The sequence below is a fragment of the Streptomyces bauhiniae genome (assembly GCF_004784475.1).
GTDB lineage: Bacteria > Actinomycetota > Actinomycetes > Streptomycetales > Streptomycetaceae > Streptomyces > Streptomyces seoulensis.
Map to the genome: position 1 here is coordinate 1 of NZ_SRRT01000016.1, position 15,282 is coordinate 15,282.

The 15,282-nt window shown below is 73.2% G+C and carries 18 protein-coding genes; all 18 read right to left on the bottom strand.

Going from position 1 to position 15,282, the window contains the following annotated elements; all coding sequences use genetic code 11:
- Positions 1-296 precede the first annotated feature (296 nt).
- The 18 genes from E5083_RS30965 to E5083_RS31045 all read right to left on the bottom strand — a co-directional run bounded on the left by E5083_RS30965 (position 297) and on the right by E5083_RS31045 (position 15,066).
- Entirely contained in the window at positions 297-1,346 is a 1,050-nt protein-coding gene (locus tag E5083_RS30965; RefSeq protein ID WP_135789000.1) for an ArdC-like ssDNA-binding domain-containing protein, read from the bottom strand.
- Between the two features lie 184 nt (positions 1,347-1,530).
- A complete protein-coding gene (locus E5083_RS30970; RefSeq protein ID WP_135789001.1) occupies positions 1,531-2,010 on the bottom strand; it encodes a hypothetical protein in 480 nt (159 codons plus the stop codon).
- A gap of 807 nt (positions 2,011-2,817) precedes the next feature.
- Positions 2,818-3,738 (bottom strand): class I SAM-dependent methyltransferase, encoded by a 921-nt coding sequence (locus E5083_RS30975; protein ID WP_135789002.1) that lies wholly within the window; start codon positions 3,736-3,738, stop codon positions 2,818-2,820.
- Positions 3,739-4,300: 562 nt separating this feature from the next.
- Positions 4,301-4,813: a hypothetical protein gene (locus tag E5083_RS30980; protein ID WP_135789003.1), complete on the bottom strand. Its 513-nt coding sequence runs from the start codon at positions 4,811-4,813 to the stop codon at positions 4,301-4,303.
- 165 nt (positions 4,814-4,978) lie between these two features.
- Positions 4,979-5,347, bottom strand: a complete 369-nt coding sequence (locus tag E5083_RS30985) for a hypothetical protein (protein ID WP_135789004.1) — start codon at positions 5,345-5,347, stop codon at positions 4,979-4,981.
- Between the two features lie 78 nt (positions 5,348-5,425).
- Positions 5,426-5,806 carry a hypothetical protein gene (locus E5083_RS30990; protein WP_135789005.1) on the bottom strand — a complete coding sequence of 127 codons (381 nt, stop codon included), beginning with the start codon at positions 5,804-5,806 and terminating at the stop codon, positions 5,426-5,428.
- A 939-nt stretch (positions 5,807-6,745) separates the two neighbouring features.
- Positions 6,746-7,201, bottom strand: a complete 456-nt coding sequence (locus tag E5083_RS30995; RefSeq protein WP_135789006.1) for a hypothetical protein — start codon at positions 7,199-7,201, stop codon at positions 6,746-6,748.
- A 475-nt stretch (positions 7,202-7,676) separates the two neighbouring features.
- Positions 7,677-8,375 carry a hypothetical protein gene (locus E5083_RS31000; protein ID WP_135789007.1) on the bottom strand — a complete coding sequence of 233 codons (699 nt, stop codon included), beginning with the start codon at positions 8,373-8,375 and terminating at the stop codon, positions 7,677-7,679.
- A 131-nt stretch (positions 8,376-8,506) separates the two neighbouring features.
- Positions 8,507-9,289, bottom strand: coding sequence for a hypothetical protein (locus E5083_RS31005; RefSeq protein WP_135789008.1), 783 nt, complete (start codon positions 9,287-9,289; stop codon positions 8,507-8,509).
- Positions 9,290-9,375: 86 nt separating this feature from the next.
- The gene (locus E5083_RS31010; protein WP_135789009.1) at positions 9,376-9,720 is read right to left on the bottom strand and encodes a hypothetical protein; all 345 of its coding nucleotides are present in this window, start codon (positions 9,718-9,720) and stop codon (positions 9,376-9,378) included.
- 104 nt (positions 9,721-9,824) lie between these two features.
- A complete protein-coding gene (locus E5083_RS31015) occupies positions 9,825-10,061 on the bottom strand; it encodes a hypothetical protein (RefSeq protein ID WP_135789010.1) in 237 nt (78 codons plus the stop codon).
- Between the two features lie 74 nt (positions 10,062-10,135).
- Entirely contained in the window at positions 10,136-10,420 is a 285-nt protein-coding gene (locus E5083_RS31020) for a hypothetical protein (protein ID WP_135789011.1), read from the bottom strand.
- 325 nt (positions 10,421-10,745) lie between these two features.
- Positions 10,746-11,063, bottom strand: coding sequence for a hypothetical protein (locus tag E5083_RS31435; protein ID WP_167513685.1), 318 nt, complete (start codon positions 11,061-11,063; stop codon positions 10,746-10,748).
- Positions 11,060-11,407: a hypothetical protein gene (locus E5083_RS31440; protein ID WP_167513686.1), complete on the bottom strand. Its 348-nt coding sequence runs from the start codon at positions 11,405-11,407 to the stop codon at positions 11,060-11,062. The genes E5083_RS31435 and E5083_RS31440 overlap by 4 nt, the downstream gene beginning before the upstream one ends.
- 109 nt (positions 11,408-11,516) lie before the next feature.
- A complete protein-coding gene (locus E5083_RS31030) occupies positions 11,517-13,391 on the bottom strand; it encodes a ParB N-terminal domain-containing protein (protein WP_135789013.1) in 1,875 nt (624 codons plus the stop codon).
- Between the two features lie 345 nt (positions 13,392-13,736).
- Positions 13,737-14,168: a hypothetical protein gene (locus E5083_RS31035; RefSeq protein ID WP_135789014.1), complete on the bottom strand. Its 432-nt coding sequence runs from the start codon at positions 14,166-14,168 to the stop codon at positions 13,737-13,739.
- Between the two features lie 80 nt (positions 14,169-14,248).
- On the bottom strand, positions 14,249-14,662 hold the full coding sequence (locus E5083_RS31040) for a DUF6573 family protein (protein ID WP_135789015.1): 414 nt from the start codon (positions 14,660-14,662) through the stop codon (positions 14,249-14,251).
- A 77-nt stretch (positions 14,663-14,739) separates the two neighbouring features.
- Positions 14,740-15,066, bottom strand: a complete 327-nt coding sequence (locus E5083_RS31045; RefSeq protein WP_135789016.1) for a hypothetical protein — start codon at positions 15,064-15,066, stop codon at positions 14,740-14,742.
- Positions 15,067-15,282: the final 216 nt, after the last annotated feature.

Below are 15,282 nucleotides of genomic sequence, written 5' to 3' on the forward strand. Positions count from 1 at the left end.
GCGATGCCCACCCACCGGCCCGCACCCGCACCGCCGGCCCCCGCCCGCGGCGCCGGGGGAGCGCGAGGGGGCGGCGCGCGAGCGCCCCTCGCAACCCGGCCCCCCGGGCCGGGTGCCGGAAGCGACGCCGCCGCGCGGCCGCGCCGGCCACCACCGCGCAACCGCCGCCCACCGAGGCCGGCCCCGCGCGGCCCCGCGCGACGGCCCCGCCCCCACGGCGCAGCCGTCGCCCACCGCCACGACGGAGCTGCCCGGCGGGCCGGGGCGGCGGTGGTCCGCCGCCCCGGCCGGGTGGTTCACGCCGTGGCGATTGCCTCCGGCGCGCTGGCGGCCTCGCGCTCCTGGTCGGTCTCGATGAGCGCGGCGCGCTCGGAGCGGTAGGCGTCGTGGGCGGCCTGGTCGGCGGCCTTCCGCGCTTCGCTCTCCTCGTCCGCCGGGGCGGTGGTGGCAAGGATGGCCTTGGCCGCTCGGATGACGGTGTCGCTGGCGGCGGCGAGGGTTTCCCGTACCTCCTCGGCGGTCTTCCCGGCCCATCCGGCGATGTACGGGACGGAGGTAAGGGCGGCGTCTACTCCGGCCACCCCGGCCACGATGAACGCGACGCTTTCGGCCTCGCACTCCATGCGGCCCCGGTGCTTGCGGTACTCCTCGATGTCCGCGACGTGCCCGCACTCGATGTGCGCGACTTCGTGGGCCAGTACAACCGTGCGGTGTGCCTCGGGGTCGCTGGCCTGGATGACGACTTCCCGGGTGGCGGGGCGGGTGAACCCGTCGGCGGGGGCGGTCACGCCGAGGCTGACCGTGTACCCGTGGCCCTTGGCGTGGCGCTCCAGGCGCTCCCAGAGTTCGGCGGGGACTTCGCCGGTCGTCTTGCCGCCGAGCTGGTAGCCGGGCTCGGTGGCTTCCGGCTGGGCCTCCTCGTCCTCGTTCATCGGCCGCGTCTGGCTGATGTCGAACACGGGGGCGGCCTTGAACAGGGTCCGGCGCTGCTCCTGGCCGCGCTCGTCAAGAACCGGCTTGCCGTCCTTGTCCTTCTTCGTGACGGTCATCGGCGCGAAGATCCGCAACGCCTTCTCACCCTTGCGGATCAGGCGGCCCCGGTCGTTCCACTCCCGCGCCCCTCGGACCTGGGTGGCGTGCGGGCACTGGGCGAGAATCAAGATCATGTTGTTGGCCGAGTAGCGGCCGAGGTTGGCGACGGTGGCGCGGAGCATCGCACGCCACCCGTCGGCCGAGACAAGGGAGCCGATCGCGTCGTTGAGCAGGTCGTGCAGGGCGGCTACCTCGGCCGCGCGCTCCTCGGGGGACTTGCGGGGGGAGCGGCGGCGCGTCGTCTTGGTGGCCATCTCGGGTACCTCTCGTCAGGTTCGGGTTTCGAGCGGTGTCGGTCGGGGTGCCATCCCCTTCCAACAAGAACAACTATACCAGCTTTGAGGCTTCTCGGGAAGCTGGAAAGGGCCTTTGACCAGGGTTTTTCTGGTCGGACCCCGCCCGGCCGGGGCGCTTCGCGCGCCCCGGCCGGGCGCGGCGTCACGCCTGGGCGGTGGCCTTCTTGCGCTTCGCGCGGACCTTGGTCAGCTTCAGCGGCTGGCCGGGCTCGCCCTGCTCGATCAGGCGGGCGTCATAGGCGCAGATGGTGAGCATGTCGGCCAGGTCGGGCAGGAGGCGGCGGGGGTTACCCCGGCGGTTCCCGAAGCCGCGCGAGTGGTGGACGCGCCCCCCGCGCTCGGTCATCGCGTCGGTGTACCAGTCGCCTTCCCCGATGAGACGGCTTGCCATGATCGTGACCGGGCGGCGGCCGGGGCCGTCCTGGATGGTGAGGCGGGCGGCCAGACCGACCGCGACCCCGGATTCGCTGATGACCTCGGCGCGCTCGACGGCGGTGACGGTGACGCGGTAGCTGGTGCGGAGTCCCGTACGGGGGTGGGTGGTGGTGACGATCTCGGTGACCGGCTGCATGGTCTCGGCCTTCCGGGAGGCGGAGCGGTGGTTGCGGGTCTTGACGGTCATGTCCACGCCTTTCGCAGGTTTCGAGTGGTGCTGGTCGGGGTGCCATCCCCTTCCAACAAGAACAACTATACCAGTCAGAGCCCGCATCAGGAAGCGTGAAAGGGCTTCTGACCAGGGTTTTTCCCCGGATTTCCATGATCTTTTAGCCGGTCTGCCGGGCCCCGCCGAACCCCCTCCTTGCCAGCCGTCTTTCCCTCCCCCGGCCCCGGGCCGCCCCGCACCACCACGACGACGACCAGTTCCTCCAACCCCCCTTTTCGACCTCAGCCCGTGCCCGTCACCACGGCGCCGCCGGCACCCGAGGACGACGCGTTCGTGGAGCCCCGGCCCACCACCGTCATCAGCCCGTCCCCCGTCCCCCGGGGGGCGGGCGTCCGGAGGAGCCCCCCGGGGCTTTGCGCAAGGAGCGAAGCGACGCAGCCCGCAGGGAGCGCCAGCGACCGGAGGGCCGCAATAAGGAGGGCCCCCAGGGCCCGACGACTGCGGCGCACGGCCGGATCGCACCGAAGGTGCGATGCCCACCCACCGACCCGCACCCGCACCGCCGGCCCCCACCCGCGGCGCCTGGGGAGCGCGAGGGGGCGGCGCGCGAGCGCCCCTCGCAACCCGGCCCCCCGGGCCGGGTGCCGGAAGCGACGGCGCCGCGCGACCGCGCCGGCCACCACCGCGCAACCGTCGCCCGCCGAGGCCGGCCCCGCGCGGCCCCGCGCGACGGGCCCCGCCGCCACGGCGCAGCCGTCGCCCACCGCCACGACGGCCGAGCAGCCGTGCGCCCCGGCGCGGCGGCCGGGACGCACGGACCACCGGTCAGACGTCGAACAGTCCGATGGTGCCGGTGGCGGCGTCGTCGCCCACGTCGAACATGGCCACCTGTGCCGCCTTCGGGCGGGTGTTGAAGTCGGTGGCACCCATGCCGGTCCAGTTACGGGACGGCTGGGGCTTGGGGGCCGGTCGTGCCGCCGGGGCGGTGCCGGAGTGGCGGGCGCTCGTGTAGTCCGCGCGGACGATCTCGGTTCGCGGCGCGGCGTCGCGCCACTCGTCGAGGTAGTACGAGGTGTCGATTCCGACCGTGTGCCCCAGCGTGATGCCGGTCTGTCGCTCGAACCGGTTGTACGCGTCGGTGCGCTCCTCGGTGAAGCTCGACCGGCCGCTGTAGCGGAAGGGGGCCATTTCCTGCGGGACGATGAACACGCCCCTGCGGGCGACGGCCGCAGCAACGTCGATGACGTGGTACTCGAACCGGCCGCCGGTGTAGCGGGGCGCGGTGCGGCCACCCCGGGCGACGGCTCCGTACGGCGGGTTCCCGATGGCGGTATCGAACGGGCCTCCCAGGTCCATGCCGGGGACGTCGAAGACGTCGCCGAGAATCCATGTCGCCTCGGGCAAGACCTTCTTGCCGACGCGGACGTACTCCGGGTTCCGCTCGACGCAGACCAGTTCGCGCGGCTGCTCGTTGTTCAGGCGCTCCCAGTCGGTGTCTCGGCAGGCAAAGGCGAGGCGGCCGATCCCGGCGCACAGGTCGATGACGCGCTTCCCGGTGACCTCGATGGACATGTCACGCGCGAGTCCGTCCGGGGTGAAGAACGCCCCGTCGAGGCGGGCGTCTGCGGTCTCCATGTAGTGGTCGATGACGAACTCCCGCTCGGTGAGCGTGAGGTCCCGGTCCAGATCCACCAGCGCGAGCGCCTTGCGATGCTGGGTCGCCTGCTCGGTAGTCAGCTTGGCCATGGGGTCCGCCTTCCGGTTGGGGTTTCGAGTGGTGCTGGTCGGGGTGCCATCCCCTTCCAACAAGAACAACTATACCAGTCATGACCCGTACACGGAAGCGTGAAAGGGCTTCTGACCAGGGTTTTTCCGGGTTTCTTCGGCCCGCGCGTTCTCTCCGGGCCGGGCCGCCCACCCTCCTTGCCAGCCGCTTTTCGCCCGCCCGCGCGGACCCGCACCCGGCGGACGGCCCGCCACGTAAACCGCCCACCGCTGCCGCTCCCCCGTCCGCCCCGACGGCCGGACACGGCGGGGGCCGGCGGCGCCGGGGGTGCGCGAGGGGGCGGCGCGCGAGCGCCCCTCGCAACCCGGCCCGCAGGGTCGGGTGCCGGGAGCGGCGGCGGTGCGCGGCCGCGCCGGCCACCGCGGCGCGGCCGTCGCCCGCCGAGGCCGGCCCCGCGCGGCGGCGCGCGGCGGGCCCGGCCACCACGGCGCGGCCGTCGCCCACCGCCGCACTGGCGAGGCGGGCAACGCCGAAGGGGCGGACACCGGTCGGTGTCCGCCCCTTCGGGTTCTGCTGGCTGCCCTAGAACGGCGGGAGGCCCACGGCCACCCACGCGTCGTTCAGGACGAAATTGATGTGCAGGATCTCGGGGAGGTCCCATCCGAGGCGCTGCGCGAGTCGGTCGAGTCGGTCGCACGCGGCCGTTACCGCGCTCTGGATCTCGGTGCGGTGCTGTTCGGTGATCTCGTCGGCGCGGTCGCGCTGGTCGCTCTGGTAGGCCGCGCCGAGGCGCTGCGCCGTGTACGCGACGTCGAGCAGCTGGTCGAGCTCGTCCGCGATCGGGTCGGCCTTGGGGGTCGTGTTGTCGACGTCCACCCGGACGGTGAAGCCGTTGCGGCGCAGTTGGCGGGTTGCCCGGCCGACTCGGTACGGGTCGAACGCCCAGGTGCGGGTGCCGGGGAGGGTGTACGCCTGGTGGGCGCGGGACCAGGTGAAGCCGTAGCGCTCCAGGGTGGAGCCGACCCACCGGTGCGAGTCGCTGAGGCGGGCGACGGTGCCGTTGACCTTGTCGTGCGTGATGGTGGTGGTGATCACGGGGTTCCTCCGGTGCTGCGGTTTCGAGTGGTGCCGGTCGGGGTGCCAACCCCTTCCAACAAGAACAACTATACCAGATTTGAAGCGATTTCGGGTGTTGGCGGTCCCCTTTTCGGGGGGGAGTTGGGGCGGCCGGTCTTCCGGCCGCCCCCTGCCTCCGGCTGCTCAGCCCTGGCGGGCGGCGGCCTCGCTGCGGTGTACGGCCACCGCCTGGGCGAGCGTCCGCCCGGCGCTGGTGCCCGGCTCCCACTGGAACGGAACGGGCTTGTCATCGAGGTACAGGCGGAGGGCGTCCGCGCCGCTCTTGCGGCTGTCGACACTGAAGACGGCCGTTCCCACCTTGGGAAGCATGACGGTCACATTGGTCCAGGTGTACGGGGGGGTGCGCCACTCGTCGTGGACGACGCGGGCGGGCTCGACCTGGAGAAGTTCGGCCAGCGCGGCGGTGAATTCCCGGGCGGCCTCGTGCGCGTCCAGCGGGGCCGGTGCGGCGGTGCCGTCGTGGCCGGTGGCGGTGTGGATCTGGAACTTCATGACCTGTTCTCCTGCTGACTGCGGGTCGGGGTTCGAGCGGGGGCCGGGCGGCGGTGCCATCCGCCGCCCGGCTCTGGTTCAGCTTCGGGCGGCAACCTCCTCTTCCTCGGTGCGCCACAGCGGCAGGGCCTCGAAGTCCTGGGACGGCGCGAGCCGGACCACGGCGGCGCGCACCGTGGCGGCCGTGACCGTGGCGGGCATCAGGGCGGCGACGGCCCGGGGGTCCTTGTTGGCGCGCCACATCGCGTAGAGCACGCGGTGCCGCTGGGCGCGGGCCTCGGCCAGCGTCTTGCGGGCGGCCTGGTAGGCGGCCTCCGCCTCCAGCCCCTCGACCAGCAGGGGGCCGTCCACCTCGCGCCGGTCGGCGGCCTCGATCAGGTCGGCGCGCAGTGCCCGGTAGGCGGCCTGGCCGATCGCCTCGGCCTCGGCCTGACGCTCGGGGGTGATCTGCTCGCTCACGGTTCCTCCGGTGGGTCGGGTTTCGAGTGGTGTGCCGGTCGGGGTGCCATCCCCTTCCAACAAGGACAACTATACCAGTCAGAACCCGTATCAGGAAGCGTGAAAGGGCTTCTGACCAGGCTTTTTCCCCGGATTTCCATGATCTTTTAGCCGGTCTTCCGGGCCCCGCCGACCCCCCTCGCTGCCAGCCGTCTTTCCCTCCCCGGCCCCGGGCCAGCCCGCACCACCACGACGTCGAGCAGCTCCTCCAGGCCCTCCTCGACCTCGACCCCTCGCGCCCGCCACGACGGCGCCGCCGGCCGACGACGGCGCTCCGGACTCGCCCCGGCCACGACGGAGTCCAGCCCGTCCCCCGTTCCCCGGGGGGCGGGCGTCCGGAGGAGCCCCCCGGGGCTTCGCGCAAGGAGCGAAGCGACGCAGCCCGCAGGGAGCGCCAGCGACCGGAGGGCCGCAATAAGGAGGGCCCCCAGGGCCCGACGACTGCGGCGCACGGCCGGATCGCACCGAAGGTGCGATGCCCACCGACCATCGCCAGGGGCCCCACGGCGGGAGCGTCCTCGAGGTCGCCGCCGCCCCGGCCACCAACTCCTCCACCACGACGCGGCGGCGACCACGAGGAAAGCGGGGCGATGACCAGCGGGGCCTCGCGGAGACGGCCCGCGGTCGGCACACCGCCGGGGCCGGCGGCGCCGGGGGTGCGCGAGGGGGCGGCGCGCGAGCGCCCCTCGCAACCCGGCCCCCGGGCCGGGTGCCGGAAGCGACGGCGGCGCGCGGCCACGCCGGCCACCGCGGCGCACCCGTCGCCCACCGGGGCCGGCCACCGCGTCCGGCGCGCGGCGGGCCCCGCCACCACGGCGCAGCCGTCGCCCACCGCCACGACAACGCCCCCGTTGGGGCGGCGCGGGTGCGCCGCCCCAACGACGATGCCCTGTCGGGCGCTTAGACCTGGCTGAGTCCTGCGGTCGCCCGGGTGACGCGCCCCGACTCGTCGGTGCGGTAGATGTCGAATCCAGCGCGTACGTACAGGGCGACGTCGTGGGTGCAGTACCACTTTCGCTGTCCGTCGAACTGGAGGAAGTAGCGTCCCGGCAGGTCACAGCCCGTCTTGACACGGAATTCACAGCGCGGGCGGCGAACGAGGGAAACGCGCTCCCGCGTCAGGAGTACCGGGGCGTCGGTCCACACGTACCGCTTGCAGGAGCCGCAGACGCGCATCCCCCACTCGACGCCATCGGCGCGCGCGTCCTCGTAAGAGGCGTAATACTCATCGGCCACGACGTATTCGCAGACCATGTTCCCGCAGGACCAGTTCGCGCACCCTTCGGTCCAGTATCCGGGCCTCGCCGCCTTTTCGCGGAGCTGCGTCGCAACCTCGGGGGTGATGTGCTCGCTCACGGTTCCTCCGGTGATTCGGGTTTCGAGTGGTGCCGGTCGGGGTGCCATCCCCTTCCAACAAGGACAACTATACCAGTCAGGGGCCGTATCGGGAAGCGTGAAAGGGCTTCTGACCAGGGTTTTTCCGGGTTTCTTCGGCCCGCGCGTTCTCTCCGGGCCGGGCCGCCCACCCTCCTTGCCAGCCGCTTTTCGCCCGCCCGCGCGGACCCGCACCCGGCGGACGGCCCGCCACGTAAACCGCCCACCGCTGCCGCTCCCCCGCACCGGCCCGACGGCCGGACACGGCGAGGGGGCCGGCGGCGCCGGGTCCGGGAGCGGCGGCGGTGCGCGGCCGCGCCGGCCACCACGGCGCAGCCGCCGCCCGCCGGGAGGAGCGGGTGGACGGTCGCGGTGGCCGCCGCGACCACCAGCTGGTCGTCGCGGCGGCCGCGGAACGCGGAGCGGCCCGGGACAGCGGATGCCGTCCCGGGCCGGGTCAGTTGGCGAACAGGGCCTCCTGGACCGCCTCCGTGGTGGGAGGCGGCGGGGCGTGCTGCTCACGGTGTTGGAGGTGCTGTTCGACGGTCCACCGGGTCCACTGCCAGTCGGGCAGGAGCGGGCTGCGGCGTCCGGGGTGCTGGCGGAAGCTCGCCACTCCGGCCGCGCGGGCGGCGTTGCGGATCGGGGAGATGTCGGGGATCAGGTGCTCGGGCTTGACCAGGTGCAGGCTGCTGTCGATCCAGACCCAGACCTCGCACTTGGGGCGGTCCAGAACGGTCAGGATGGCCAGGTGGTGGATGTCGCCCCACCCTGGATGGAGTCCTCCGGGGCTGACCCAGAGGGTGGTGCCGGGCTCGATGTCACCGGGCCGGCTGGGGGTGTGGTCGTACGGGGGCTGCTGGCGTCTCCGTCGTCGGGGCTTGTCCGGGTAGTAGTGGCTGGGCGGGTAGGTCGGGTTCCGCTGGTGGTGGCGGTGCAGCTCCTCGGCCTCGGCGCGCAGTGCGTCGGCGGGGGTGTAGCAGCGGGGGCCCATGTGCCACTTGCGCGGCAGCTTGGTGTCCCAGTAGGTGGGGCTGCCGCACGTGCATCGGCCCTGGGTGAGGTAGGGGTCGGCGGTCGGGCACGGCCACGGGGTGCGGCACGACCGGCAGACCCAGACCGGATCGGAGGAGTCGGGCAGGTGGGCGTCGGGCATGTAGATCGGCCGGGGCCGCCAGTCGGTGCTCAGGCGGGCCTCCTGGAGGTGCGGGGCATCGTCGCTCCTGGTCTCGAATGGTGCCGGGGCCGGGCGCGGTGCGCGCCCGGCCCCGGCGGCGGTGCGGTCGGTCAGGGGGTGGCGGGGTCGTCGTCCCGGTCGGTGATCGCCTCGGCGGCGTCCAGGGCCTGCTCGGCCAGGTCGAGGGCCGTCTTCATGGCCTGCGGGTCGGCCTCGGCGTTCCTGCGGGCGCGGTCGAGGGCGCGGACGGCCTGGCGCGCCGCGTCGTAGCCGGTCTCGTGCTGGCCTTCGGCCCAGCAGGCGAACAGCAGGAGCTCGACCTCGACGCCGTTGACCGCCTTGGCCAGGGAGCCGTCTCCGGTCCGGGCGGCGGCGAGGGCCTGGCGGCCGGTGTCGATCCGGAAGGTGGGGATGCTGGACAGGAGCACGCTCTCCTCGGTGAGTCCGGCCGGGGCCGGGACGGACAGGACGGTCTTCTCCAGGGCGATGGCGGCGGCGGTCAGCATGGCGACGGCCGCGCCCGCGTCGGGCACCGTGTGGGCCAGGTGCCTGCCCGCCCTGGCGTACCCGGTGGCGAGGGAGGCCCACTTGGCGGCCTGGGCCGGCTGTCCGTTCTCGACGGCCAGGGCCTGCTCGTCGGCGGCGATCCGCGCGCGCTGGTGGCACACGGCGGACTGCTCGTGCAGCCAGCGGCGGCCCGGGGCGTTGCAGCGCTGGGTCTCGATGTCCCGTACGGCGGCGCGGTAGGTCTGGGCGGCCTGGCGTGCGCGCAGGACGGGGCGGCCGATGGTCTCCGCGAGCATCCGGCCGTCGCGGCCGGTCACCAGGAGGTCGCGGCGGTCGCGGGCGGCGGCGGCGTCGCCGTTGAGCGAGGGGGACGGGGTGGCGGTCATGTGGGTGTACTCCTCGGGTCGGTTGGGTTCGAGCGGGAGCCGGGGCGGTGGTGCCATCCGCCGCCCCGGCCGGAGGGGAGCCGCGTCTACTCGGTGCGGCGGGTCTGCGGGGGGAGCTGGCCGTCGTCCCCGCGTCGCGGGGCGTCGGCGTCTTCGTAGCGGGCGTTCAGCTCGGCGGGCGGGTACGCCCAGTCGGTCGCGGGGTGCACGTACCGGACGACGGCCACGCGGCCGGGGCGGGGGGTGCTGCTGCCCTCCACGGTGTGGACGGTCGGCCCGACGTAGGTGATGTGCCCGTGCCCGTACGGCTCGGGGATGCTCTGCCCCGGCCTGATCTCCTCGCCGGTCGTCAGGTCGACCAGCCGGACGCCGCAGTTCTGGCGGGGGAAAGCCGGGATGACCCGGCCGTTGAAGTCGTCGGTAGGTTCCACGGTCGCGCTGCTCCTCGGGGAGTGGGGGTGCTGGGTGGTTCGAGCGGGCCCGGGGGCGGCGGTGCCAGCCGCCGCCCCCGAGGTGAGCGTGGGGGCGGGGAACGTCAGCTGCGGTCGCAGGCGATGACGACCATGCCGGGCCAGGTCTCGCGGGTCGTGATGTCGGTGAACTCGCGCTCCTCGACGGTGAGGGAGCGGTGGACGGCGAAGTCGTCGCCGCACACGTCGCAGGTGAAGCGGCCGAAGTAGGGGGAGGCGGCGCTACGCCGGTCGATCTCGGGCTCGTCGATGGTGCGGGTCGTCGCCGGGCCGGCCTCGACGTCCTCGGAGGTGGTGGTCACCGTGGGCTCTCCTTCTGTGGCGGGGTTCGAGTGGTGCCGGGGCGGCGGTGCCGTCCGCCGCCCCGGCCGGGGGGCTACTGGAACGAGCGGGCGAGTGCGGCCCGTACGTCGCCGGTCTCGGCGCAGACCGCGACCAGCGGCGCGAACAGGGAGGCCCCGAACGCGGCGATGTGCAGCTCCTGCCCGGTGCGCCCGGACCGGCTCGCCTCGACGTAGCCGTGCCAGTAGGCGGACAGGACGCTGTCGCTCATCCCGTCCAGCTCCTCCACCGGGGTCTTGTCCTCGTCGGCGGCGAGACACATCAGGTAGTCGCGCAGGCCGTCGAACGGGGCCTCGGGGAGTTTCAGCGTGGTGGCCATGGGCTCCTCTTCCGTGCAGATTCCGAGTGGGTGCCGGTCGGAGTGCCACCCCCTTCCAGCAAGAACAACATTACCAGTTTTAGAGCTGGTGTCAAGGAATGCGGGCGCGGTTGCGGCATCCTTTTTCGCTGATCAGCCCGGAGCCGATAAGCTGGAGGCTCGGGATTCGCGGCCCGCGTGGAAGTTGCGCCCCTTCGGGATGTCGCCACCACGCGCGGGGTGCGGGTTTCGAGTGGGCGACCGGCGACCGCGCCAGCCTGCCGCGCTTCGGCGCGGGGGGTCCTGTCTCATGACAGGGTGGTCGCCGGTCGTATTTGTGCCCCCGTCAGGCTTCGTTGTCGACCCAGACCGTGCCGTACGGCGTCACCGGCCAGCGGGACATGCACCCGTGCTCGACGTTCGCCAGGGCTTCCGCCGCGTCCCGGCAGTCCGCGATGTCGTACCGACCAGCGTCGACCGCCCGCAGCAGGGCGTCGAGCCGGTCGGCCCCGACCGCGACGGCGCGGCCGGCGCGGTAGGCGTCGTGGCCGGCCCTCATCTCCTCGCGCCACGCTTCGCGGCCCTCGGGGTCCAGCGGGGGCGGCCCGGCGTCCTGGCGGGCGAGGTAGGCCAGGGCGCGGGCGGCGTGCACCACGGCGGTCACGCGGGGGCCAGGCGGCGGGCGGCGGCGCACTGCACGACGGCGACGACCAGCGCGGCGGTGTCCCGCTCGAACGCCGGGCGACTGTCGGCGGAGACGTAGATCCGCCTCTCGCCTTCGTCGCTGCGCTCGCCCTGGGGCCGGTAGAAGGCGGTCCAGCCGGTGTGGTCCTCGGTCCACCCGTCGACCATGCCCTGGTTGTCGGCGATGCGGATCTGTGCGCCACCCTCGATGTCGACCACGATCCGCGACTCGTCGTAGTGGTGGGAGACCAGTGTCCGCACGGCCAGGCCGTGCGCTTCGAGCGTGCGGGTCAGCCGCTCGCCGGTGGTGGGGGCGTCCTGCATGTGTCCTCCTGCTGCTGGGGGTTGGGGTTCGAGCGGGGGCCGGGGCGGCGGTGCCATCCGCCGCCCCGGCCGGGTCGGGCGGGCCCGCCTTCGGGCCCACCCTGCGGTGCTACTCCTCGTCGGACTCGCCGGGCTCCGCGTCGCCCTCGGCTGCGGGCTCGTCGTCCTCCTGGCCGCCGTCCGCCGCGTCCGCGTCGGCGTTCTCGTCGGAGTGCGGCGGCTCCACGGGGTCGTCGGTGTCGTCGGCCTGCTCGGCCGGGGCGTCCTCCTCGGCCTGCTGCTGGGCCTCGGCCTCCCGCTTGAGCCGGGCCTCCTCGCGCTCGCGGTCCCAGCGCTCGCGGTCGGCCTTGCGCTGGGCGTCCTGCTTCGCCTTCTCCTCGGCCTGGCTCTGGGCGGTGGCCAGGGTCTCCTCCTCGACGTCGGAGAGGCTGTAGCCGTGGGCCTTCAGGAAGGTCAGCCACTCGACCGTCTGGCGCTCGATGGGCTTGCGGCGGCCGAACTCGTCCTTCTTGCCGCGCCATGCCTCGTCGGTCATGTGCTCGACCTCGTACATGCCCGCGATGTGGGCGAACAGCAGCCACCAGTACCGCTTGACCCCCGTGCGCTTGACCAGCTTGGCCACCACGTCGGCCGGGGTGTGCTTGAGGTTGGCGTCCTTGAGGTAGGTCGACAGCCGGTCACCGCAGTCGGCGTTGACGTAGTGGGTGTACGCGTACCGGCCCGCGAGGATCGTGGTCAGCACCAGGTCCTTGACGTCGGCCGGGGCCTCGCCCTTGTCCTGGCACATGTCGACGATGAACTCCTGCCGGACCTCGCGCACCGACCGCCAGGCGGCGTTGTTCGTCTTCACGGTGCGCGCCTCGGCGCGGGCGGCCTCGCGCTCAGCGTCGGCCTCCTGGGCCGTCTCGCCGTCGCCCTCGGCGTCCGGCGCGGACCCGATGAGCCGGTGGCCCTGCTTCTTGAAGTCGCGGCAGACCCAGACCACTTCGCCGTCCGCCGGGTCGAACGTGGCCGCGTGGCCCGAGCACGTCTCGTTGTGGCCCGCCTCGGTCAGCGGGCGGCCGATCGAGCTCTCCAGCTCGGTCACGGGGCGGGCGGTGCTGTACTGCCAGGCGTGCGGCCAGCCGATGACCGGGATCATCTTCTTGGCCAGCTCGGCCGTGGTCGCCGCGATGCGCTCGGCCTTGGCCTTCTCGGTCCTCAGCGCCTGCATGACCTGACGCCACGCGCCCCGCTTGGTGTTGCCCTCGTCGGCGTCCTTGCGCTTGGCCTGCTCCAGCTTCCACAGGGCGTTCGGTACGTCCTCGACCTCGGCGTAGTCGGCCTGCTCGACCCAGTCGAACTCGGCCCCCTCCTCCCACAGTTCCTCGATCACCTCGGGGGCGATCTTGGCGACCCGGGGGGCGGCGTCCAGCTCCTCCGTCGTCCGGCCGATGGCGGCGGCGAGCTGGGCCTTGCGGGCCTTCGGAACCCGCTTCGCGGAGACCATCAGGGAAAGCTGCTGCGCGGCGTCCAGGTCGTCCTGGGCGCTGGCGGCCGCGCGGTGGACGTTCTCGACCATGGAACCCGCCAGGGCCTCGTCGTCCACGCCCTTCAGGTCGTCGCGGATGATCACGCGAACCTTGCGGTACTTGCGGCCGTCGGCCACGGCGCGCTCGGCGGCGGCCCGCGCGGCCTTCATGCGGCGCTGGCCCATGACGATGCCGAGCTTGCCGTCGTTCTCGCCGGTCTGCGGCCGCAGGACCGGGGCCTGCTGGACGCCGACGGCCTCCACGCTGGCGATGAGGCCGGGGTCGGGCTCGGTGGTGTCCTCCGCGCCGTCCTCGCGCTTCTTGCGGTGATTGAACGGGTCGACGATGACCCGGCTCTCCTCGGGCTTGTCGGGGTGGAAGTCTTCGAGCGGGTCGATCCACTCCAGACGCCCGGCGTCCGCCTCTTCGGCGAGGGCGGCCGGGGCCGTCTGCTCGGTCTGCGTCATGGTCAAGGCGTTCTCCTTGGGTTGGGTTTCGAGTGGTGTGCCGGTCGGGGTGCCACCCCCTTCCGACAACAAGAACTATACCAGCTTTAGACCTGATCGCCTAGCGCGGAAGGGCACTTGAACAGGGGTTTTCTTTGATTCTCGCGCTCACGGAGCGCGGGACTGCGACAGCCGGTCAAGGCCGGTGACGGGCCACCGCGCCACGGGCGACGGGCGGGGCCGGCGAACCCGCGACGGCGCGGCCGGCGGTCTCGCACGGGGCCCCGCGCGACCGGCGCGGCCTCCGATGCCGGGCGGTCGGTCCGTCGCGTCCCGCCGTCCGCCCTCCAGCGGGGCGGACGGCGGGCGGCGTCACCAGCGGGCGAGCTTCCTGGTCGGGTGGTAGGTCTCGACCCACGCGACGTCGGACCCGTCGACCTCGATCACGCCGCGCTCGCCCTCCTCGCCCCAGAACTTCACGTCGCTGGTGACCTCGTGCCCGGCCTCGCGGCACAGCCGGACGAACCGGGCCAGGGGCACCCCGATGGCGGCGCTCTTGGACGTGTGGTCCATCTTCAGCGCGCCCACGGTGACGGGCTCCTCCGCGTCGAGCGGGGCGTCGGCCGGGATCAGGGCCCACAGGCCCACGATGTCGGCCCAGGGGCCTGCCGCGCCGGGGTCGTCCAGGCCGGGAACGACGGTGAAGATCGGCAGATCGGGCCCCTCGGTCAGTTCCCTGATTGCGGAGAGGGGGATCGGCGGGGTCACCGTGACGGTGCCCTCGGCCGCGTACTCGTAGCCCATGCGGGCCTCCTTGCGTGCGTGGGTGGGGTTTCGAGTGGGGCCGGGGGCGGCGGTGCCATCCGCCGCCCCCGGCAGGGGGCTTACTGCGGCAGGCGCTCGCTGGGCCGCATGATCGTGATCACGCGCTCGCCGTGGTCGCCGGGCGACGCCTCGGCCACCAGGGTCACGCGCTGCGGGTCGCGGGCGACGCCGTCGATCGGGACGCGGTAGAGGGAGAACGCGAGCCGGGGCGGGCGGCCGGACCCTGCGGCGGCCTTGATCGCCCGGGACGCGGTGATGAGCAGGTCCCATTCCCGCTCGGCGTCGTCCAGCCGGATGCCGGTGTCCCACTGGTATCCGTCGGGGACGGCGATGCAGTCCGCGTAGACGGCCTCGGTCATGGCCACCGGGGCGGGGAACTCGACTTCGGCGGCAATGCCGGGGTCGGCCTCGATCAACGCGCCGGTCTCGATGGCGTGTGCGCGGGTGGTGACGGTGCCGGTCGTGGTGCTCACGGGGTGCCTCTCGTAGTGCGGTCGGGTTCGAGCGGGCCCGGGGGCGGCGGTGCCATCCGCCGCCCCCGGGATGGGGGTCAGAACTTGTCGGACTGGATCGCGTAGTGGGTGCCCGAGAAGGTGGCGATGTGCTTGAGCAGCTGTCCGGCGACGATGATCAGCTCGCGGCCGGACGTCGCGCGCTCGAACTGGTCGACGTGGTGCGCGTTGGCCTCGGCGGCCTGGAGGAGCGCGGCCATCTCCGCCTGGAGGGGGGAGGCGGCGCGGACCTGGATGGTCTCGGCCGCGTAGTGGGCGTACTCCTCGGTCGCCCAGTCCAGGACGACGGTGTACGAGCGCATCCCGCCGCTGGCCGCACGACGGCGGGCGCGGACGGTCCGGATGGCCTCGATGAGCGCGCGCATGGTGTTCTCCTCGGTTCGGGTTTCGAGTGGTCCGCTGGTCGGGGTGCCATCCCCTTCCAACAAGGACAACTATACCAGTCAGAACCCGCATCAGGAAGCGTGAAAGGGCTTCTGACCAGGCTTTTTCCCCGGATTTCCATGATCTTTTAGCCGGTCTTCCGGGCCCCGCCGACCCCCCTCGCTGCCAGCCGTCTTTCCCTCCCCGGCCCCGGGCCA

Excerpts from the sequence above, each read along its gene's own strand:
- E5083_RS30965 (WP_135789000.1), bottom strand. The coding sequence starts at position 1,346 with ATGGCCACCAAGACGACGCGCCGCCGCTCCCCCCGCAAGTCCCCCGAG.
- E5083_RS30970 (WP_135789001.1), bottom strand. The coding sequence starts at position 2,010 with ATGACCGTCAAGACCCGCAACCACCGCTCCGCCTCCCGGAAGGCCGAG.
- E5083_RS30975 (WP_135789002.1), bottom strand. The coding sequence starts at position 3,738 with ATGGCCAAGCTGACTACCGAGCAGGCGACCCAGCATCGCAAGGCGCTC.
- E5083_RS30985 (WP_135789004.1), bottom strand. The coding sequence starts at position 5,347 with ATGAAGTTCCAGATCCACACCGCCACCGGCCACGACGGCACCGCCGCA.
- E5083_RS31000 (WP_135789007.1), bottom strand. The coding sequence starts at position 8,375 with ATGCCCGACGCCCACCTGCCCGACTCCTCCGATCCGGTCTGGGTCTGC.
- E5083_RS31005 (WP_135789008.1), bottom strand. The coding sequence starts at position 9,289 with ATGACCGCCACCCCGTCCCCCTCGCTCAACGGCGACGCCGCCGCCGCC.
- E5083_RS31020 (WP_135789011.1), bottom strand. The coding sequence starts at position 10,420 with ATGGCCACCACGCTGAAACTCCCCGAGGCCCCGTTCGACGGCCTGCGC.
- E5083_RS31440 (WP_167513686.1), bottom strand. The coding sequence starts at position 11,407 with ATGCAGGACGCCCCCACCACCGGCGAGCGGCTGACCCGCACGCTCGAA.
- E5083_RS31035 (WP_135789014.1), bottom strand. The coding sequence starts at position 14,168 with ATGGGCTACGAGTACGCGGCCGAGGGCACCGTCACGGTGACCCCGCCG.
- E5083_RS31045 (WP_135789016.1), bottom strand. The coding sequence starts at position 15,066 with ATGCGCGCGCTCATCGAGGCCATCCGGACCGTCCGCGCCCGCCGTCGT.